This window comes from Arsukibacterium perlucidum DSM 18276 (assembly GCF_000382165.1).
In the GTDB taxonomy this organism is placed as follows: Bacteria; Pseudomonadota; Gammaproteobacteria; order Enterobacterales; family Alteromonadaceae; genus Alishewanella; species Alishewanella perlucidum.
Map to the genome: position 1 here is coordinate 35,014 of NZ_KB907712.1, position 19,907 is coordinate 54,920.

Genomic DNA, 19,907 nt, shown 5'->3' on the forward strand with positions numbered 1-19,907 from the left:
AAATTTCAAACTGAAAGCAGGCTCTTAAAAACCTCCAAACTCAACAGATAAAAAGGCCATCACAATATACTGTTGATGGCCTTTAACGTTATTACAGTACCTTATTCCACCGTAACCGATTTTGCCAGATTACGTGGCTGGTCTACATCGGTGCCTTTAATAATGGCAACGTAGTAGCTGAGTAACTGCAACGGCAGGGTGTAGACGATGGGAGCCAAAATGTCGGCGACGTGGGGCACGTTAATTACCCGCATGGTAGCGTCTGACTGGAACCTGGCATCAGCATCAGCGAACACGTATAAAATGCCGCCGCGGGCCCGCACTTCTTCGACGTTCGACTTCAGCTTCTCTAACAGGTCGTTATTTGGCGCCACTACAATAATCGGCATCTGGGCATCAATCAGCGCCAGCGGGCCGTGCTTAAGCTCGCCTGCGGCGTAGGCTTCAGCGTGAATGTAGGAAATTTCTTTGAGTTTTAACGCACCCTCCATGGCGATAGGGTATTGATCGCCACGGCCTAAAAACAGTGCATGGTGCTTGTCGGCAAATTCTTCGGCCAGCGCTTCAATTTGCGGCGCCAGCGCCAGCGTTTGCTCCAGTTTACCCGGTAAGCTTTGCAGGGCTTCTGTCAGCTCGCGCTGCTGCGCATCAGTTAAACCATTATATTTACCAATGGCCAGGGTTAGCATGGCCAGCCCCACTAACTGAGTGATAAAGGCTTTGGTCGACGCCACACCAATTTCGGCGCCGGCGCGGGTCATAAAGGCTAAGTCTGATTCGCGCACCAGGGATGAGCCCGCCACATTACAAATGGTTAAGCTGCCAACATAACCGGCTTCTTTGGCCAGCCGCAACGCGGCTAAGGTATCGGCGGTTTCACCGGACTGGGAAATACTGACCAGCAGGCTGTTCGGCTGCACGAACGATTTGCGGTAGCGAAACTCTGAGGCAATTTCGACATTACAGGAAATGCCACCCAATGATTCTAACCAGTAGCGCGCCACCATACCGGAATGATAACTGGTACCGCAGGCAACAATCTGCACATGCTTAACTTTTTTAAACAGCTCGGCGGCGCCGTTACCAAAGGTTTCGTCCAGCACCGAATCCCGGCTTAAGCGGCCTTCCAGGGTGTTGTTGATGGCATGCGGCTGTTCGTAAATTTCCTTTAGCATAAAGTGACGGTACTGGCCTTTATCGCCAGCATCATAACTGACATTAGACTCATGCACTTCGCGCTCAACGGCGTTGCCGTTGCTATCGAAAATACTGACGCTGTGGCGGGTAATTTCTGCCACATCACCTTCTTCTAAAAAGATAAAACGGCGGGTAACCGGCAACAATGCCAGTTGATCAGAAGCGATAAAGTTCTCACCAATGCCCAGGCCAATCACCAGCGGGCTGCCTGAGCGGGCTACCACTACCCGACTCGGGTCAGTTTTATCCAGCAACACAGTGCCATAGGCGCCATGCAGCTGTTTTACTGTTTTTTGCACGGCCGCTAACAAAGAACCGGCGCTTTTTAACTCTTCCTCTACCAGGTGAGCAATAACTTCAGTATCGGTGTCAGAAGTAAATACATAGCCTTTGGCTTTCAGATCGTCGCGCAGCGGGCTGTGGTTTTCGATAATGCCGTTATGTACCACAGTAATATTGCTGGAAAGATGCGGGTGGGCATTACGCTCGCTTGGCTCGCCATGTGTGGCCCAGCGGGTGTGGGCGATACCGGTGCCGCCGGTGGCCGGCGTAGCCGCTACTGCGTCGGCTAACTCTTTTACTTTGCCTAAACGACGCAGCCGGGTCAGCTCGCCACTGGCGTTAACCACTGCTACCCCGGCAGAATCGTAACCGCGGTACTCGAGGCGGCGCAAGCCTTCAACCAGAATATCCACGACATCACGTTGCGCCACAGCGCCGACTATTCCACACATATTCTCTCTCCATTAGTCCGTTAAATTTAATTGCAGGGGAATTGATCAGGGCGCAACCCTGATTACCTTTACACCTTGTTCGGTTATGCTGGCTGCGGCATCGTCACTTAAGCCATCGTCGCTAACCAATACTTTTATCATGGCCCAGGGGAGTTCCAGATTGTGGATTTTTCGCCCCAGCTTGTCAGATTCCAGCATTACTATCACTTCGCGGGCGCTTTCGGCCATTACCCGGCTTAAACTGTACAGCTCATTATAAGTTGTAGTGCCGCGCGTCAAATCGACACCATCAGCGCCAATAAACAACTGATCAAAATCGTAGGCGCGCAGCACTTGTTCTGCCAGCTGGCCCTGAAAGGCTTCCGATTGCGGATCCCAGGTACCGCCGGTCATCAGCAAAGTGGGCTCATTTTCCAGCTCGCGCAGGGCATTGGCAATGCCCAGTGAGTTAGTCATCACCACCAGGCCTTGTTTACTGGCCAGCTCTGGCAATAAAGCAGCCGTAGTGCGGCCGCTATCAATAATAATCCGGTAATGGTCTTTAATCAGCCCGGCCGCGGCTTTGGCGATGGCCAGTTTTCGCTTTGAAACTTTCTCGAAGCTGGAATCGGCAATAAAGTCCTGCGGTACCGGTACGGCACCACCATAGCGACGCAATAATAATCCTGCCTGCTCCAGCACTGTCAGGTCTTTGCGAATAGTCACTTCTGAAGTCTGAAACTGCTCAGCCAACTGCTCGACTGACAACTCGCCCTGCTGTTGTAATTGGCTAACAATCAGATGGCGCCGCTGTTGGGTATTACGTTTATTCATTGGCTTCGCTTATTTTCTTTCGACAAAATCTTTCGATTAAGTTTCAAACCGAAAGATATTCTAGAGATCTGGTGCTTAATTGCAAGATGCTGCTGTAAATTACCGCAAAAAAACCTTTAAAACAGCCAAATTCTTAATGATAATCGTTTGCATTTAAAGTGTTGCTGGTTTATAGTTCTTGCCGTCACGGACTGACACAGACTGGCCCGGGACAGGCCGCCTCTGGTCGTTGTTTTACTTGTCTTGCACTTTGGGGTAGCTAACGCTGCCCCTTTTTTTAAATACGGCTTGGCAGCCGCTCTAAAGCTGGCAGTCCAGTTCGCAGCAACCAGAGTGCTGCTAAACAGGTATTTACTGCACTTTACTACCGGCTGCTGGGGCTAAACGCCAGCTTGCCGTCCTGCACGGCCATATTTAACGGCATTGAGGTCAGCAATTTAATGGTGGGGTTGGTTTGGTCAAGCCGGTACACCGGGTTCGACGCCAGATAACCATTTACCAGCTGCAGCAGTTCATTGCTTACCGGCGCTAAATTGCCACGATAACCGGCTGCTTCAATACTGCTATCCAGCAATTTCACCGAGCGGATAAAAATAGCCTTTTCAGTAGCGTCATAATAAGGCGCGCCCTCAATTTGTAGCTGCAAATTAGCCGGGTAACTTAAACCAAATAACGACAATACAGCTGACGCATCGGTATTAATCCGCACCAGATCACTGTTATCGGGGCCGATATCAACCTGCATTTTCTCCACTGCCATTTTCAGCGGAATACCTGCCACATTGGCCTGGCGTGTTAGTTTAGGTAGCTGTGAGCTTAGCATCTGCTCTAAATCCGCTTCGCTGACATTATAAGTAGATAACGAGCTAAGCTGAGCACAGCTGGCTAGCAACAATATAAACATTAAACTCAGAACACTACGCATACGCTTTTCCTGTAAAACCAAATTATCCGGCTAACACCTTAACCGTTGTAACTTAGTATAACCTGAATAAGGAGTTGTTAAGCCATTATCACAAAACTGCATTGTGACTATTTTGTTATTTTTGTTTAAAACCAACTTGTATCTCAGAGCTAACTGCATTAGTGTATTAATACAGTTTGTCGTCGAGATAGGGATATGCCCGATATTATTGAGATCACCCGGCTGCACCGCCGTTATAACGAGCAGCCGGTGCTGCAGAATATAACTACCAGCGCGCAGCAAGGTGATGTTATCGCCTTACTGGGAAAAAATGGCGCCGGTAAAACCACCTTACTGGAAACACTTCTTGGTTTTGCGATACCAGAGCAAGGCGAGGTGCGATTGTTTGGCACGCCCACTACCGAAATAGATGCCAGGGAAAAACAGCTGATCGGCTTTGTGCCACAACAGGATGAGTTACTGGCGCAGTTGAACGCTTACGAGCATTTACAACTGTTTGCCCGCTTTCAACCCAGCTGGGACCAGGCATTATGTGACCGGCTTTGTCACAGCTGGGAAATTCCGTTATACACCCGCATTAGCACCTTATCTGTTGGTTCGCGGCAGAAGCTGGCAATTATCCTGGCGCTTTGCCATAAACCGCAACTACTGGTGCTGGATGAACCGGTTGCCAGCCTGGACCCTATTGCCCGGCGCCAGTTTTTAACCGAGCTGGTTAATATCGCAGCTGATCAACAAAGTGTCATTATTTTTTCCTCGCATATCGTGTTTGATATGGAACGGGTTGCTAATAAAGTGTGGTTGTTAAAAGACCATCAGCTTGCCTGGCAAGGCGAACTCGACACTCTGAAAGAGTCGGTAGTGCGGCTGCATATCAATGCCGCAACGCTATTACCCAATCCACTGACATTACCCAATATTTTGCGTCAGCGGGTACAGGGAACAAGCGCCACAATAACAGTACAACACTGGCAGAATACAGAGCTGACGTTGCTTGAGGAGCAACTGCAAGCAAACATCCGGGTCGAGCAGCTTAACCTGGAAGATATTTTCCTGGAGTTGCATGAATGCTAAGGATGAGCCTGCAATGACATCAAAATTATCTTTACCGGTTCTTGTTCAGTTTTATCGTTTATTAATATTGCGTGAAACTGATTTTTTCTGTTGGCTTTTTATCGCCTTTTTTTGGTTGATTGGTGTAGCAGTACCTTCCTATTCCGTTGCCGCTAATTTTTTCCTTTTTACATACTATTACTTGCGGGTTTTACCTGCCGCAGGTTCACTGCTGAAAAGCCATTACGGACGGTTTTTTTTCAGCTCGTACTTGCGGGCAAGCGTGCCTGCGGTATTTGTAATTCTGCTGACATTGTTAACCCTACCGGGTTTTCTGCAATATGCTAATTTGCCCTTCGCAGAAATACTGGCACTGTTATTGTTCAGTCACGCCGTCTTACATATTTTGGTATTTATTGTTAGGGCCGAACAACGCTATTTCTGGCTTGTATTGTCGATAATAGTACTACAAGTTAATCCCGGCTGGTTGATTCAGCTGTCTGGGCCCTATGCAATAGAAGTATATCTGGTGCTAGCAATTACCGCGTTGCTGTACCTTGTAACTTTCCATATAAGTTCGTCACATGGTGCTCGAAGCAAAACAAATAACAGCTGGCGTTTTTGGCTCCGACCGATACCGCGTAATCATTCTTCGTTAGCAAATAGTTTGTTGTTTCAAAATAATGCAAGTCTGACATCACGGTTAGTAATTTTCAGTAGTGCTTGCTTCACATTACCCTTAACTAACAGTGTAATTAACTACTGCTTAACCAGACAATGGCTATGGATGCCCGATAACGGCTGGCAAATTTTAGAGGATTTTTATTTTACAATGCCATTATTTTATTGGTATTACACCGTCTCAATTACGGTCAGCAGGCTCAAGTTAAGCTGGCTACAGATCCCAGTGTCACGCCAGTATATGTTTAACTACATCGAGCGTTACTTCTCACTCCAGTTAGTTATATTTAGCGTGCCGATATTAGCGCTGCTGTACCTGTGGCAGCCAGCTAATCCGAATTTTGCAGCATCTGCAATCCTGACTCTCAGCACGTTAGTATTTCTAACATATTCTTTTTTATGTTTTTTCAACAACAACACAGTAGCAATTGCCAGCGGTTTTGTATTGTACAGCTCAATGTCACATTGGCTTTATTTATCAAAGCAGTCGCTACAACTGGAAATAGCAATAGCCCTACTTCTAATAAGCTTAATAGTGCGTTTCATCGCTTTTAAACGCTGGTCAAAACTCGACTTTACAAAAGGCGGGTTCAGGCTCAGGAGGCGCCATGTTTAGTATCAACCCGAGCAGTGGCGAACCTATTTACCGCCAGCTTACCGGCCAAATTAAACGAATGGTGGCCGGCGGCCAGTTAAAAGCCGGTGATGAGCTACCATCAGTCCGGGAGCTTGCTTCGCAGTATGCGGTAAACCCGATGACCATCTCCAAAGCCTATAGCCTGCTTGAAGCCGAGGGGGTGTTAGAGCGCCAGCGTGGTAAACTGATGACAGTTGCAACCCAGGCTTCGCCTGCGCAAACTGAACACAGCAGGTTGCAACAGCTGTTGCCACAACTGGAGCAACTGGCAATGGCCGCCCGGCAGCTGCAGCTACCAAAAAAAAGGGTATTAACAGCGCTTTGTGAATTATTTGAACGGATGTCTGATACCACCCCGAAACGCTAGGACATAGCAAACAGCAAAGTAAAGTATGCTTCACGTGAAACATCTTAAGCTGAAAATCAGTAAGTTTAAAAAACCGGGCTGAGCAGCATTTACCTGAACCTGAAATTATTCAACAAGTTATTCTGAAACAAACAACTGGTTAAAGCTGCTTGAAAATACAGTCAAAGCGGGTATTCTACAATGAGTATTTTCTAATTTATTTAGAACGAATGCATGCTAAATCAAGCCTCTTTGACAACAAAAGCCTTATCCCAGTCACAGGTCAAGCTGGTGTTGTTTCTAATGGCGTTGATTCTGATAACGTTCTTACCTTTACTGCTGAATATCGATCTACCTGAACTAAGCCATCAGGCTTATCTGCCGTTACATACCGTACTTGAGATTTTAGCTATTGTTATTGCGGCAATGATTTTTGCTATTATCCGTGAGCAAGCACTGGTAAACATGACCCTGCGGGGAGTGGTTTTAGCTTGTTCATTTTTTACTATTTTCTGGTTAGATCTGGCGCACCTGCTGTCTTATCAGGGCATGCCTGATTATTTCACTGTTAACGACCAACAAAAAGCTATTAACTTTTGGCTGGCAGCACGGTTAATTGCCGCATTTGCCCTGTGTTTTGCTGTTTTACCTGTTGCCGACAAAAGTACCGGCTTAACCACTTACTACAAGATACTTTTAGCAGCGATAGCCACAGTAATTAGTCTGAATTATTGGTTTGTTAATCACCCCAATACCTTACCGGTATTTTATATTGATGGTGTTGGCCTGACTAAAGCAAAAATTATTGCTGAATATGTGGTTATCTTTATCAACCTGATAACAGTATTTTTTATTTTACATTACCGCGGGCATCAGCGGCCTTTTCATACACCAGCGCTGTTTGCTGCTGTTGTTACTATGATCCTGAGCGAGTTTTATTTCACCTTGTATGGCAAATTCAGTGACAGCTTTAATATTTTAGGCCATGCCCTGAAACTCTTGTCGTATTTATTTTTATACCGGGCTCTGGTTTTTGAAACGCTGGCAGCGCCTTTTGCGCAGATGCTGCAATCGAAAGCGGAGCTTTCAGCTACCCTGGCTGCGGTACCTGATATTTTATTTGATGTTGATCTTGAAGGACGCTTTCATCGCGTTCATTCCAGACCCGATAGCAAACTTTATCTTAGCCCCGATCTGTTTATTGGCAAAACAGCTACCGAAGTGCTGCCGGATAACGTGGCGAAAGCCATGCAAAAAGCGATAAACGAAGCCTACAGTCATCAGGGCTGCTCAGATGCCCATCAATATGCCCTGACAATTGAGCAGGATGCTGACCCAAGCTGGTTTCAGGTTATTGCTGCAGTAAAAACAGATAACAACGTCATACCACACTTTATCCTGGCCGTAAGGGACATTACCGCACAAAAAAATATGCAGGCGACAGAGCAGCTTAATGCTCTGGCATTTCACACCCGCGAAGCCATCATGATTACTGATGCAGAGCGGCGTATTATCCGGGTAAACCCGACCTTTACCGAGATTACCGGGTACAACGAAGCCGAAGTTATTGGTCAGAAGCCATCGGTGCTTAGTTCTGGCCTGCACGATCCGTCTTTTTACCAACATATGATGCAAATGCTGGAGCAGTATGATGTCTGGAGTGGCGAGATTTACAACCGACGAAAAAATGGACAAGTTTATCCTGAACATGTTGTGATTAATGCCCTGAAAAATAATGAAGGCCTGGTTACCCATTACATCGCCAGTTTTAACGATATCAGTAAAGCCAAGGCAGATCAGCAACGCATCCACCGGTTAGCATTTTATGATCCCTTAACGCACTTACCAAATAGGCGTTTACTGCTGGAGAAAATTAAGGAGGCACAGCTTGAGTGCCAGCGTAGCGGCGACTTCGCAGCCTTACTGTTTATCGACTTAGATCACTTTAAACGGCTTAATGACAGCTTTGGCCATTCATTTGGTGACGACTTACTGCGCCAGTTGGCAGAGCGGCTGCAGTTAAGTATTCGCGCTACCGATACCCTGGCCCGGCCTGGTGGTGACGAGTTTATCTTGCTGGCCAGGTTGCAAACCGCAGATCCGGTAACAGCAGCCGCAGACGCTGAGATTCTCGGCAATAAATTATTAGCGGAAATACGCCTGCCCTTTGTGTTGAAGGGTCATCATTACCAAATAACCGCCAGCATTGGCGTTGCCCTGTTTAATAACAATAGTAAAGGTATAGATGAGTTAATGTCGTCAGCTGATTTGGCTATGTACCACTCAAAAGAACATGGCCGTGATCAACTCTACTTCTTTGAACAACAAATGCAGCAGCAGTTGCGACAGCGACAAAAGCTGGAACATGAATTAAAACTAGCGTTAACAGAGCAGCAATTCTCGCTGTATTACCAACCCAAAGTTAATAGTGTACGGCAATTAGCAGGCTATGAAGCTTTGATTCGTTGGCATCATCCAGAGCAAGGTATGGTTTCGCCGGATCTTTTTATCCCGTTAGCAGAGAGCTCTGGACTGATTATTGATATTGGCACATGGGTACTGAAAACCGCCTGTCTGCAAATTAAATACTTTATGGATCAGGGAAGCCGGTTAGTTATTGCTGTCAACGTTAGCCAACGCCAGTTGGTGCAAAAGGATTTTGTCGATACTGTTAAGCAAATCATAAAAGATACCGGTATTCAGGCTAACTTATTGGAGCTGGAAATTACCGAGAGCATGCTACATGATGATCTGGTAGCGACACGTAAAAAGTTACTGGCCCTTAGTGATATAGGTGTCACATTTTCACTGGACGATTTTGGTACCGGCTATTCGTCATTATCTTATTTAAAAAATCTGCCTATACATGTGCTGAAAATTGACCAGTCATTTGTTAAAGAATTTCTGATAGAAAAGACCGATCGCGCCATTGTACTTACCATTATAGCGATGGCTGAAACGCTGGGTCTAACAGTGGTAGCTGAAGGCGTTGAGCAACAGCAACAATTTGAGGCACTGGCTGAAATGGGCTGCGCTCTGTTTCAGGGTTACCTGTTTGGCAAGCCAGCACCATTACCTGAGCTGATGTCGGAAAAAATAAATTTAATTGATGCAAAGCAATAAGTTGAACTTTGCCTGACCCTACACTAAGTAACAGCAGAGAGCAGTAGCAGATGAGCAGCCTATGACGAGTGCAAATAATAACGTCGCAGAACCGATCCAGCGGCATCTTTTTGTCAGCAAACCGCAAACCGCCGGGCTGGTTTCTGGCCACAGTATGCCAACTCAGGCTGCTGTACAGCGCATTTTGCAGCTAATCCCTGAAATCAAACCTCAGCACACTGTTATGCATATCGGTGCCGGCACCGGCTACCTTAGTGCAGTTTTATCTGCATTGGCTGCAAAAGTATATGCGGTAGAACGCGATGCCAGGCTAATCAGTGATGCCAGTCAACGCTTTGCCGCCTTGGGTATTCATAATATTCAGCTGGTGCTGGCAGATGTCAACGACAGTGTGCCGGCAAGCGAGCCCTGCCAGCTTATTCTGGTAACCTGTTTGCTGCAAAGCTACCAGCACCTGCTATCGCCACTGGCAGAAAATGGCTTGCTTGCGGTGATCGAGGATGAAAAGGATCATGTTTCAAGTTTAGTGTTATACCAAAAACAGCAGGGGCAATTTAAACGGCTTAGTAATCTGGGCTGGATTGATTTCAGCCGCAGACTGGAGGATATGGTAACAGACCTCGGTTATGCTGATGACACCGCCCTGGCCGAAGCAAGGCTGGAAGCAAAACGCAATAATGAGCCAATTGCACAGGCCCTAAACCGCAAAATTCAGCAGCAAAGTAAACCTTTATACGAGGCCATGGCGGCTGAACGAAAACTGCCTTTCATCGATTATGACAACCTGATAAAGCAAGTAGACCCCGGTTTATTCAGTCATTTTGCCCGCACCTTTCTTGACCGCAACAGGGCGTTGCCGGTAAACCTGCTGGACAACCGGCTTATGATAATTACCGATAACCCGGATGCAGATCTGGCTGAGCTGGCTGTAATGAATGGCAATGGCAAAGTTCACTGCGCCCTGGTAACACCAGAAGATTTTCACCGGATATGGACCCAGCTGGATATTAGTTCCAAAGCGCTGCAGCAATCAAATTTTGCCAGTAAGTCAGATAAAGATGACGCGGTAACAGACCCTTTACCAAACCCGGTAAGCCCCTACCTGGTGTCACTTTATGAGGCGCTTCTGATGGAAGCGGTCAGTGAGCACGCCAGCGATATTCATCTGGAGTGTTATCAGAAGTTGCCGAGAGTCCGGCTTAGAATTGACGGCGACCTGCACGACTTAACAAATTTTGAAATCAGTATGTCGGAACTGACAGGCCTGATTAACGTGATCAAAATTCGTGCAGAGCTGGACATCGCGGAGCGGCGATTACCGCAAGGTGGTCGCAGCCAGGTAAAACAAGCCAATCATCTGTACGATTTACGGGTGCAAACCCAACCAGCATTACACGCCGAACATGTGGTTATCCGCTTGCTAAAACACACTGGCCGGGCCATGACCATGCAAGATCTGGGAATGTCAGCAAGAGTTGCCAGCATGTACCAACGTTTACTGAATAATCCGGCAGGGCTGGTGTTAGTTGTCGGTCCAACCGGCTCAGGCAAATCCACTACGCTATATGCCGGCCTGCAAGAGCTGGCAGATGATGGCAAACGCAAAGTTATCACAGTTGAAGACCCGATAGAGTACTCAATAGATAAAGTACAACAAACCCGGGTAAGAGCCGATATCGGCTTTGATTTCCCCGACGCGGTGCGGGCCTTTGTCCGACAAGATCCCGACGTGATTCTGGTAGGCGAAATCCGTGACCACCCAACCGCGCTGGAGGCAGCCAGGGCCTCTCAAACCGGCCATCTGGTGCTATCCACTTTGCACTGCAACGATGCCGTTGATGCCATCCAACGGCTCAGAGATCTCGATATTCACCCTAATTCTATAGCCAGCGAACTGCTCGCCGTTATCGCCCAACGCTTAGCAAAACGTATTTGTCCGGACTGCCGGGCCCTTGCCGAACCCGACCCAACCATCCTGGCCGAACTATTCCCCGAAGGGGTACCAGGTAATTTTCGCTGTTTTGCCGGCGCTGGTTGTAAACGCTGTCATGGCAGAGGCACCCTTGGCCGGATTGCTGTAGTCGAGTTTTTGCTGATGAATACCGACATTCGTAATGCGATTTCCAGAGAAAATACGGCTATCGAATTACGTTGGCAGGCGTTAGATGCCGGCATGATCACAATGCGCGACAGTGCGCTTAATCTGATAATTGACGGCATCATCCCATTAAGTGAGCTGCCCAAAGTATTGCTGCAGGAGCGGATGGCGCCCGAGCATCGGGGGGGCGTGAGGGAGCAATGATGACAACAGCTAAAGCACAGAAAAGACCGGCTGAGCAGCACTATGCCGCCGAACTACAGCGACTGCAGCAAGCAGATACTGCACCAGTGCCACCCGGCTGGTTTATGTCAGCTGTTGCCGTGGAAAAATTTATCAATGGCGATGCAGAGCTGACAATAGAGCGCAAATTTGTCGCCGAACCGGGCGTGGTTACCCGGATCATCCTGGCTCTATGTACGCAGCGAGGCGCATTGCTTACCGGCGAACCCGGCACGGCAAAGTCATGGCTATCCGAGCTGCTCAGCGCCGCAATCAGTGCCGACTCTACTAAGATTATTCAGGGTGGCGCAGTCAGTAATATTAATCAATTGCTATACAGCTGGAACCCGCAACTGCTGCAACAACGCGGGCCCTGCGTCGAAGCTCTGGTAACAACGCCCTTATACCGGGCAATGCGGGATGGCAAAATATTGCGTTTTGAGGAAATATCCCGTTGTCCGCAGCCATTGCAAGACGCAATATTATCGATTTTATCTGAGCGAATGTTAGTGGTACCGGAACTGCCCGCCGCGCAGAGTACGCTTTATGCCAAAGCGGGTTTTAATATTGTTGCCAGTGCTAACAGTATTGATGAAGGTTTGCAACGAATGAGCGCGGCGTTAAAGCGCAGGCTCAGTTTTGAACATATTCGGCCCATTCGCCATATCGACGATGAAATGGATGTTATTTTGTGGGAAACCAGCAAATTAATGGCAGCTAATAACATTGATAGCACCGCAGATGCCGAGCTGATTGAGGTGCTGGCAACTATTTTTCATGAATTGCGCAATGGGCAGACTCTTGATGGCCGCAGTACAGACCGGCTGGCCGGGGCGACTATGTCTACCGCCGAAGCAGTTAGTGTGGCTCATGCCATTTATACCCATGCCTACTATTATCAACAAACTAAGCCAGATGCCCAACTGCTGTTGCATGTTTTACTGGGCTCGGCATTAAAAGATCATCCGCAGGACAGGCGCAGATTAAAACACTACGTGGAAACTGAGTTTGCAGAGCGTAAAGGTAAATACTGGCAGGCACTGTACCAATACCGATCGCTAATATAATAAGAGGAACATATTATGCTGGAAAGTGGTGACCTTTTACTGATCTGTTATCGCAGATTATTCAGCAACGATGAAAATCGTTTTTTCCTGGGCAAGGTAGATGACTATCAGGCTGGCATTGTCAAAATAACCGGTCACAGTTTTTTGCGTGACAGTGTTACCGGCAAGATGGCAGAAAAGTCTGATCTGGCTACCAAAATTCTGTCAATCAGCTCAGGTTCGCTTATCGTCTATCAATTGCCATCCACCCTGATGCTGGCTGATTTGCGCTTTGAGCAAAAGATGATGCAACTTATATTGCTTGATGATCAAGGGTTTTCGCTGGACCTGACCGAGAAATTACAACGGCAAAACTAACAAGCTAAATTGGCTTAGTGCCATGATTCACTCCACTTAAAACACAGCCGACCAGCTAACGCAGTCAGCTGTGACAACTTATGTTATGCTCAGCCGCGACAATCCTGAGTTGTAATACATATAACAAAAACTTTATATAACGAGAAGATTATGGCGCTAATTTTAAAACTGATTGCCGGTATTGTGCTGGGCATGCTGCTTGGCCTGTATGCTCCACATTGGCTTACCCAAATTCTGATTACTTTTAAAGCACTGTTTGGCCAACTGTTGTTTTTTACCATTCCGCTGCTTATTCTATTTTTCATTACCAGCGGTATTGCCGCCTTGCCGCAAAAATCCGGTAAGTTACTCGGTCGCACCCTGGGCATTGCTTATTTATCGACGATTTTAGCCGGCACCCTGGCTTTTTTAGTGGCGGCGATAGTAGTACCGATGCTGGCACCTGCTGCTGCAGCAACGTCAACCGGCGTAGTGGCAGACTTAACACCTTATATTGAAATGAATATCCCACCGGTTTTCGGCATTATGACCGCGCTGGCACTGGCCTTTATTTTTGGTTTAGGTATTGCTGCTACCCAGGCACAACAACTGAAACAGCTGTCAGATCAGGGCCGCGACATCATTCAACTGCTGCTGTTAAAAGTGATTATTCCACTGTTACCCATTTATATCGCCGGGGTATTTGCCCAACTGGCCGCAGCCGGTACCGTGTTTGCGACCCTGCAAACTTTTGGCGTAGTGTTAATTCTGGCGCTGCTGCTGCACTGGCTATGGATTATTGTGCTGTACAGCATTGCTGGCGTTAAAGCCGGTAAATCGCCACTATTGCTGATTAAAAATATGCTGCCGGCCTACTTTACCGCGCTGGGCACCATGTCGAGCGCAGCAACCATTCCGGTATCACTGCAGGCCACCAAAGCCAATGGCGTAAAACCTAATATTGCTGATTTTACTGTACCGCTATGTGCCACTACTCATTTAGCCGGCTCAACCATTACTATTGTCAGCTGTGCTGTGGCGGTAATGGTGATGCAAAATGGCCTGGAAATTCCGTCCCTGCTTACTATGCTGCCATTTATTTTAACCTTAGGCGTAGTGATGCTGGCCGCCCCTGGTGTGCCGGGTGGTGCGGTAATGTCGGCGGTTGGCTTGCTGGGCTCCATGCTCGGCTTTGGTGAAGCGGCAGTAGCGATGATGATAGCGCTGTATATGGCGCAGGACAGCTTTGGTACCGCCTGTAATGTTACCGGCGATGGTGCTATTGCGGTGTTAGTGGATAAAGCAGAATAGACGGTATCAGATTGCGCAGGTTGGAATCCCGATTTGGGCGTCACAGAGTGTCTGAGCCCGGCCGCAGGCTTTAGGGCGAGTTGCTGTGACGAGCCAAAGCGGGAGTTGCAACCGAAGCCTGACGCAGCTTAAATAGTCATGCAAATAAAACAGCCCGCATTTGCGGGCTGTTTTATTAGTGCTTTGTCAGTTCTGAAGTAATTACTTTTTAATCTTCACCGGCCGCTGCCAGCCTGCAATATGCCTTTGCTTAGCACGGGCGACCACTAACTCGCCATCGGCGGCGTCACGGGTTAGCACACTTCCCGCACCGACAGTGGCATTAACGCCCACCGTTACCGGCGCTACCAGTGAGCTGTTCGAGCCGATAAAGGCACCGTCTTTAATAGTGGTAACAAACTTATTAGCGCCATCGTAGTTGCAGGTAATGGTACCAGCACCAACGTTAACCTTATCGCCAATCACTGCATCACCCAGATAAGTTAAGTGGTTGGCTTTTGAGCCTTTACCCAGAGTGGTTTTTTTCATTTCAACAAAATTGCCAACATGGCTGTCATCCAGCATCACGCTGTCTGGCCGTAAACGGGCATAAGGGCCCACCGAGCAGTCACTGCCAACCGTGGCTTTTTCAATCATTGAATTGGCTTTAATTTCAGTGTTATCGCCAATGCTGCAATCTTTTAAAATACAGTTGGCACCGATGGTCACGCCTTTACCCAGCACCACTTTGCCTTCGAGAATAACGTTGATGTCGATCATCACGTCATTACCCACCTCTACGCTGCCACGCACATCAAGCCGTGCCGGATCGCGCAGGTTTGCCCCTGCGAGCATCAGCTCTTCTGCTTTGCGCTGCTGGTAAGCCCGTTCCAGCGCAGCCAGTTGCATCCTGTTGTTAGCGCCTTCTACTTCCATCGCATCTTGCGGCTGGGCCGTGGCAATCTCAATGCCTTCACGGTGCGCCATGGCAATCACATCCGTTAAATAATATTCGCCCTGCGCATTGCTGTTCGAGAGCTTACCCAGCCAGCTTTTCAGCTGCTTACCTGGCAGGGCCATAATGCCACTGTTTACTTCGTTAATTTGCAATTGTGCTGGGGTGGCATCTTTTTGCTCGACAATACCCACTACCTTGCCGCTATTATTTTCACCAGCACGTATAATCCGGCCATAACCCGTCGGGTTCGCTAAATTCACCGTTAAAATCGCCAGGCCATTAGCCGGCTTAACCGCCAATAACTGCTGCAAGGTATCCAGTCGGGTTAACGGCACATCGCCATACAGCACCAGTACGGTATCATCATCAGCGATATTCGGGTTAGCCTGAGCCACTGCATGGCCCGTACCTAACTGCTCAGCTTGTAAAACCCAATGCAACGGTTGTTCGCCAAGTGCTGTTTTTAATGCTTCAGCACCATAACCATATACCAGCTGTGGTTTATCTGCACCCAGTGCCCGCGCTGTTTCAATAACATGTTGCACCATTGGCCGCTCTGCCACTTTATGCAATACCTTGGGTAAGTCTGATTTCATCCGTGTGCCTTTGCCGGCCGCCAGAATTACAACATTTAAAGCCATAAAATAAATCCCTGTAATCTCGTCTCAATGATAGTACGCTAAATCTAGTTGGTGCTTATTCTAATAGGTGCTTATTCTAATAGATAGGGGCGTAGATTACAGGGATGGGGTGAAGTTTTGCTGAATGCAAAACGCCACCCTAAGGTGGCGTTGCAGATTATGGCTTGGTAAAGGTTAGTTCTTTTCAGTTTCACCGATATATTTATCAAAGAAGGCCAGCATTCTCTGCCAGCGTTCCACGTTATTTTCTGGTTTATAGAAGCCGTGGCCTTCCTTCTCTTTTACCAGCCATTCAAATGGGTGATTTCGTTTCTCCAGTTCCTCCCGCAGCCGTTTAGCATGGATAACCGGCACCCGACGGTCTTCTTCACCATGAATAATAAATACCGGCGCTTTTAACTTATCAAGCTGCTTAATAGGCGACTGCGCATCCAGTTGCGCCTGATCGCGGCCAATAGCCATCTCCAGATAGTTAATACCACTTTGCCGCTCTGGAATATCACCATCGGTATACATCAGATTTAAGTCAAACACTCCGACAAAACCAACAGTACACTTGTATAAATCAGGCTCGCGCACGGCACTCATTAACGCAGCATAACCACCATAAGAACCGCCATAAGCACATACCCGGTTCTTATCGACCATACCTTGCTCTACCAGATGCATAACGCCGTCGGTCATGTCGTTAATCATGGTCGTGCCCCAGTTCTGGTAACCAGCCTGCAAAAAAATACGACCAAACCCGCCTGAACCGCGGAAATTTGGTTGCAGCACAGCATAGCCATGCTGAGCCAGCACTTTGGCATCTGTGTCAATCTCCAAAACATCACGCGGCCCATGTGGACCGCCATGTGGCAGCATTATCAGCGGCAGGTTCTTAGCATCTTTGTCCCGCGGTAAGGTTAAAATGGCATGAATATCTAAACCGTCGCGGCTTTTATAAATAATGGCTTTGGTTTGGGCTAATAACTCTGGTTTCATCCAGGGCCGGCCATTCAGTAAAAAGCTTAGCTGGTTATTTTTGGTATCGAACAGGTAGAATTCTGGCGGATGATTGGCCGAACGGGCGGTCAGCACTAAAATACTGTTGTCGCGGGTTGCTGAATTGATTGCGATTTTTTTACCCGGAAAGGCCGCTTTCAGGCTTTGTAAATAACCACTGAACGTTTTGTCTTTAAATATCAGCAAAAAATACGTCTTCATGGGTATCGTACTCATAAGAAGCGCCGATCACCTCTTTTAAAAAGCCATCTTCAATGCTGAATTTTGGGGCAACATCTACTTTAGGATGATGAGCCAGCACTTCTTCCTTGCCGGTTTCCGGGTCCATAATACTGATTGCTTTGGTGTCTGTTTGGGTATCACTCAAGCCAACAATACGTTTGTTGTCTGGTAAAAACGCTATCGGATTAAAACTGCCATCACGCTGGCCATAACGACGCAACGTTACCCAGTCTGCTTTATCATCTTTGCGGTACATCAGCACCATTTCATTGTCATTGTTCTGATCTTCGCCAACTGACATGCGGGCCACGCCGTTATTGTCGGTAATCATGCCGGAAGAGCGCATCGGTGCCCGGGCAATTTGCCGGGTCCGCCCATTTTCAATGTTTAAGCGTTTCACCAGACTGAAGGATCCACGGCGGCTGGGCGAACTGGTTACAATCAATACGAATTTATCGTCGTCAGGCAAATAGTTGATCACCTGTGCAGCGTCTTTCTCATTATCCGCCCGATACCCCGTTAACATTCTGGCATTACTACCATCGGCGTTTACTGCGAAAATCTCACCAGTTGGCACCGGCTGCTCTAAAGCGCCGATGTCTCTTACCAGAGTAATCAACAACCGCTCATTATTGGCCCAGTCAATTGAACCAATAGAATCGCGGCCGGTAAAATGGCGGACACTGATAATTTTGTTTGATTTAATATCAATAACATTCAGGTAAATATTGCCTTCTTCGCTGCGGCTGGTGGCTGCCAGATATTTACCAGTTGGCGAAATTTCAATTTCCAGAAACTGGGATGGTCTGGCGTAATCTTCCAGGGTCAGCTCCGCTGCCTGCACGCCGGCAAAGGCACAAAGCAGCCAGCTCAACAGTATTACTCTCATTTGCTATTACCTCATTAACCAGTCAGGGCCCGGGTATTCCTGGCTGCCAGTCAGTTGTTATTGTTATATACAGCTGTATTACCTGCTAGCTGACCAAAGGATTCTGCAACAACAAAAAATGCAAAAGCAGCCAGCTGCCGAACCAAATTAAGCCCCAGCCCACTACCCGGGCTGGTTCTGGCTTATTTAACAGTTTTAACATTACCGGCTTCCTTGCTGATTAACAACGTTGTGCCCTGATTATTTTACTTGCTGAACCTGATAGCCGGCTTGTTGCAACAACGCCAGCACACTGTCTTCGCCAGCTAAATGACCACCACCGACCAGCACCAGCTCTTTGCTGTCGTTACCAAACATTTTTTCAATTTGCGGCAACCAGGCATTATTTCGTTTTACAAATAATGCCTGATACAACACCGGGTCCAGTTCCCGGGCTGGCTCGACCGCCAGTTTATTCAGCGCCTCCATATCGCCGGCGCGCCAGGCGGTGATCATTGCAGCAAAATAATTTTCAAAGTCGCTAACCTGCTCCAGGTTCATCTTAATAAACGCATCTTCATAGCCTTCACCCATATTTGCCAGCAGGTTTAACTGGCTCTCGACAGTTTCCAGATAAGCCATAGTTTTGCCATCAGCTTGGGCTTTTTTATCAAAGTAACTGTCGACACCTTCACCGGCCATCTGGGCTTTCATCATCTCCAGCGCCAACATCTGTAAGGCGACAAATCCTGGCTTAAAACCATCGAGCTGCTGCAACTGCACGCCATAAGGGGCGAAATAATCACTAACCTGCTGGTACACCTCTGGCGACAATACTTTGGTCAGACTGCGACCATCGGTATAGGCCATTGCCTGCAACATGGCGTTTTGTGCTGCAGCATCCGTCAGGTCCGGCATTTTTACTTCCAGCACCAGGGTATCAGTCGCCTGATAGGCTGCATCGAACTCAGCCGGCAGCGGAAACGCGGACTCTGGCAACAGATGCACGGTACCGCCGATGTACAGGTAGTCATTACCCTTACTGACTTTCCACATTGATGTTTCAGCCAGCACCGAAGCAGAGCTAAACGCCGCGGCCAGTAACGCTGCGCCAACACTTACTTTAAAGATTTTTGTTAATTTCATTTTTGTTATCCTGTTTAATTTTATTTTGGCAGGTAAAGCGCAGTAAAAGCGCTGCCCTCTGTTTATCTGGTTAAGGTAGTAACGCTTTTACCGACTCAGCGATATTGCTGACAGCACTGTTTACCTGCTGTTTAATGCTGTTGGTAAGTTGTTGCTGTAAATCCTCTACCAGGTTTGCCTTAACCTCGGTTAGCTCTTTTGCCACCTCGTTTTGCAGCTGAACCACTGTTACTTGTTGTTCCGTTTCTTCTGCCTTTACTGCTGCACTGGCCAACAGTGCACTAACCATGATTACGCGGCTAATGTTAGTCGTTAAGTTTTTCATTTTGCTGTTCCTTATTTTTCAGTAAGTGTCGTGTTTGTCGGTTGACAACGGCGGACTCACTGCCTGTCCGTTTTGTTGTTGAGCTCAATCTAGAGCAGCCACCGCAAAAAGTCGCTTATCTGAAGCTAAGCAATTTATTGCTAAGGAAATAACATTTAAGTAATTGTTTTTGTGAGCAATAAAAAACCTTATTTAAACCTTATGATGAAATAGCAGCCAA

At 47.7% G+C, this 19,907-nt stretch carries 16 protein-coding genes; 8 read left to right on the forward strand and 8 right to left on the reverse strand.

The window, feature by feature from the left end:
• Positions 1-101: 101 nt before the first annotated feature.
• From glmS to H141_RS0110360, 3 genes are all read right to left on the reverse strand, one after another.
• Positions 102-1,931, reverse strand: coding sequence for a glutamine--fructose-6-phosphate transaminase (isomerizing) (gene glmS / locus H141_RS0110345; protein WP_019676195.1), 1,830 nt, complete (start codon positions 1,929-1,931; stop codon positions 102-104).
• A 45-nt stretch (positions 1,932-1,976) separates the two neighbouring features.
• Positions 1,977-2,744, reverse strand: coding sequence for a DeoR/GlpR family DNA-binding transcription regulator (locus H141_RS0110350; protein WP_019676196.1), 768 nt, complete (start codon positions 2,742-2,744; stop codon positions 1,977-1,979).
• A gap of 364 nt (positions 2,745-3,108) precedes the next feature.
• On the reverse strand, positions 3,109-3,669 hold the full coding sequence (locus H141_RS0110360) for a YceB family lipoprotein (RefSeq protein WP_019676197.1): 561 nt from the start codon (positions 3,667-3,669) through the stop codon (positions 3,109-3,111).
• Between the two features lie 195 nt (positions 3,670-3,864).
• Here H141_RS0110360 and H141_RS0110365 point away from each other — a divergent pair, with 195 nt between their 5' ends.
• The 8 genes from H141_RS0110365 to H141_RS0110400 all read left to right on the forward strand — a co-directional run bounded on the left by H141_RS0110365 (position 3,865) and on the right by H141_RS0110400 (position 14,543).
• On the forward strand, positions 3,865-4,743 hold the full coding sequence (locus tag H141_RS0110365; RefSeq protein ID WP_019676198.1) for an ABC transporter ATP-binding protein: 879 nt from the start codon (positions 3,865-3,867) through the stop codon (positions 4,741-4,743).
• Entirely contained in the window at positions 4,733-6,019 is a 1,287-nt protein-coding gene (locus tag H141_RS0110370) for a hypothetical protein (RefSeq protein WP_019676199.1), read from the forward strand. Before H141_RS0110365 ends, H141_RS0110370 begins: the two co-directional genes overlap by 11 nt.
• Positions 6,012-6,407, forward strand: coding sequence for a GntR family transcriptional regulator (locus H141_RS0110375; RefSeq protein WP_019676200.1), 396 nt, complete (start codon positions 6,012-6,014; stop codon positions 6,405-6,407). The genes H141_RS0110370 and H141_RS0110375 overlap by 8 nt, the downstream gene beginning before the upstream one ends.
• 282 nt (positions 6,408-6,689) lie before the next feature.
• Positions 6,690-9,509: an EAL domain-containing protein gene (locus H141_RS0110380; RefSeq protein WP_019676201.1), complete on the forward strand. Its 2,820-nt coding sequence runs from the start codon at positions 6,690-6,692 to the stop codon at positions 9,507-9,509.
• A 61-nt stretch (positions 9,510-9,570) separates the two neighbouring features.
• A complete protein-coding gene (locus tag H141_RS0110385; protein WP_019676202.1) occupies positions 9,571-11,811 on the forward strand; it encodes an ATPase, T2SS/T4P/T4SS family in 2,241 nt (746 codons plus the stop codon).
• Positions 11,808-12,896: an ATP-binding protein gene (locus H141_RS0110390; protein WP_026349379.1), complete on the forward strand. Its 1,089-nt coding sequence runs from the start codon at positions 11,808-11,810 to the stop codon at positions 12,894-12,896. The genes H141_RS0110385 and H141_RS0110390 overlap by 4 nt, the downstream gene beginning before the upstream one ends.
• A gap of 15 nt (positions 12,897-12,911) precedes the next feature.
• Entirely contained in the window at positions 12,912-13,253 is a 342-nt protein-coding gene (locus H141_RS0110395; protein WP_019676204.1) for a hypothetical protein, read from the forward strand.
• A gap of 150 nt (positions 13,254-13,403) precedes the next feature.
• A complete protein-coding gene (locus H141_RS0110400; protein ID WP_019676205.1) occupies positions 13,404-14,543 on the forward strand; it encodes a dicarboxylate/amino acid:cation symporter in 1,140 nt (379 codons plus the stop codon).
• Between the two features lie 201 nt (positions 14,544-14,744).
• Here the strand turns inward: H141_RS0110400 and glmU are convergent, their stop codons facing one another.
• The 5 genes from glmU to H141_RS0110425 form a co-directional block, all read right to left on the reverse strand.
• Entirely contained in the window at positions 14,745-16,121 is a 1,377-nt protein-coding gene (gene glmU, locus H141_RS0110405; protein WP_019676206.1) for a bifunctional UDP-N-acetylglucosamine diphosphorylase/glucosamine-1-phosphate N-acetyltransferase GlmU, read from the reverse strand.
• A 174-nt stretch (positions 16,122-16,295) separates the two neighbouring features.
• On the reverse strand, positions 16,296-17,342 hold the full coding sequence (locus H141_RS21745; RefSeq protein WP_205620375.1) for an alpha/beta hydrolase family protein: 1,047 nt from the start codon (positions 17,340-17,342) through the stop codon (positions 16,296-16,298).
• Entirely contained in the window at positions 17,299-18,237 is a 939-nt protein-coding gene (locus tag H141_RS21750) for a hypothetical protein (RefSeq protein WP_205620376.1), read from the reverse strand. The genes H141_RS21745 and H141_RS21750 overlap by 44 nt, the downstream gene beginning before the upstream one ends.
• 240 nt (positions 18,238-18,477) lie before the next feature.
• Positions 18,478-19,362 (reverse strand): TraB/GumN family protein, encoded by an 885-nt coding sequence (locus H141_RS0110420; protein WP_019676208.1) that lies wholly within the window; start codon positions 19,360-19,362, stop codon positions 18,478-18,480.
• Positions 19,363-19,432: 70 nt separating this feature from the next.
• Positions 19,433-19,687, reverse strand: a complete 255-nt coding sequence (locus H141_RS0110425; RefSeq protein WP_019676209.1) for a hypothetical protein — start codon at positions 19,685-19,687, stop codon at positions 19,433-19,435.
• Positions 19,688-19,907: the final 220 nt, after the last annotated feature.

What these genes read in the sequence shown, in the direction of transcription:
- glmS (WP_019676195.1), bottom strand. Translation starts at nt 1,931, where the DNA reads ATGTGTGGAATAGTCGGCGCTGTGGCGCAACGTGATGTCGTGGATATT.
- H141_RS0110350 (WP_019676196.1), bottom strand. Translation starts at nt 2,744, where the DNA reads ATGAATAAACGTAATACCCAACAGCGGCGCCATCTGATTGTTAGCCAA.
- H141_RS0110360 (WP_019676197.1), bottom strand. Translation starts at nt 3,669, where the DNA reads ATGCGTAGTGTTCTGAGTTTAATGTTTATATTGTTGCTAGCCAGCTGT.
- H141_RS0110365 (WP_019676198.1), top strand. Translation starts at nt 3,865, where the DNA reads ATGCCCGATATTATTGAGATCACCCGGCTGCACCGCCGTTATAACGAG.
- H141_RS0110370 (WP_019676199.1), top strand. Translation starts at nt 4,733, where the DNA reads ATGAATGCTAAGGATGAGCCTGCAATGACATCAAAATTATCTTTACCG.
- H141_RS0110375 (WP_019676200.1), top strand. Translation starts at nt 6,012, where the DNA reads ATGTTTAGTATCAACCCGAGCAGTGGCGAACCTATTTACCGCCAGCTT.
- H141_RS0110380 (WP_019676201.1), top strand. Translation starts at nt 6,690, where the DNA reads ATGGCGTTGATTCTGATAACGTTCTTACCTTTACTGCTGAATATCGAT.
- H141_RS0110385 (WP_019676202.1), top strand. Translation starts at nt 9,571, where the DNA reads ATGACGAGTGCAAATAATAACGTCGCAGAACCGATCCAGCGGCATCTT.
- H141_RS0110390 (WP_026349379.1), top strand. Translation starts at nt 11,808, where the DNA reads ATGATGACAACAGCTAAAGCACAGAAAAGACCGGCTGAGCAGCACTAT.
- H141_RS0110395 (WP_019676204.1), top strand. Translation starts at nt 12,912, where the DNA reads ATGCTGGAAAGTGGTGACCTTTTACTGATCTGTTATCGCAGATTATTC.
- H141_RS0110400 (WP_019676205.1), top strand. Translation starts at nt 13,404, where the DNA reads ATGGCGCTAATTTTAAAACTGATTGCCGGTATTGTGCTGGGCATGCTG.
- glmU (WP_019676206.1), bottom strand. Translation starts at nt 16,121, where the DNA reads ATGGCTTTAAATGTTGTAATTCTGGCGGCCGGCAAAGGCACACGGATG.
- H141_RS21745 (WP_205620375.1), bottom strand. Translation starts at nt 17,342, where the DNA reads ATGAGTACGATACCCATGAAGACGTATTTTTTGCTGATATTTAAAGAC.
- H141_RS21750 (WP_205620376.1), bottom strand. Translation starts at nt 18,237, where the DNA reads ATGAGAGTAATACTGTTGAGCTGGCTGCTTTGTGCCTTTGCCGGCGTG.
- H141_RS0110420 (WP_019676208.1), bottom strand. Translation starts at nt 19,362, where the DNA reads ATGAAATTAACAAAAATCTTTAAAGTAAGTGTTGGCGCAGCGTTACTG.
- H141_RS0110425 (WP_019676209.1), bottom strand. Translation starts at nt 19,687, where the DNA reads ATGAAAAACTTAACGACTAACATTAGCCGCGTAATCATGGTTAGTGCA.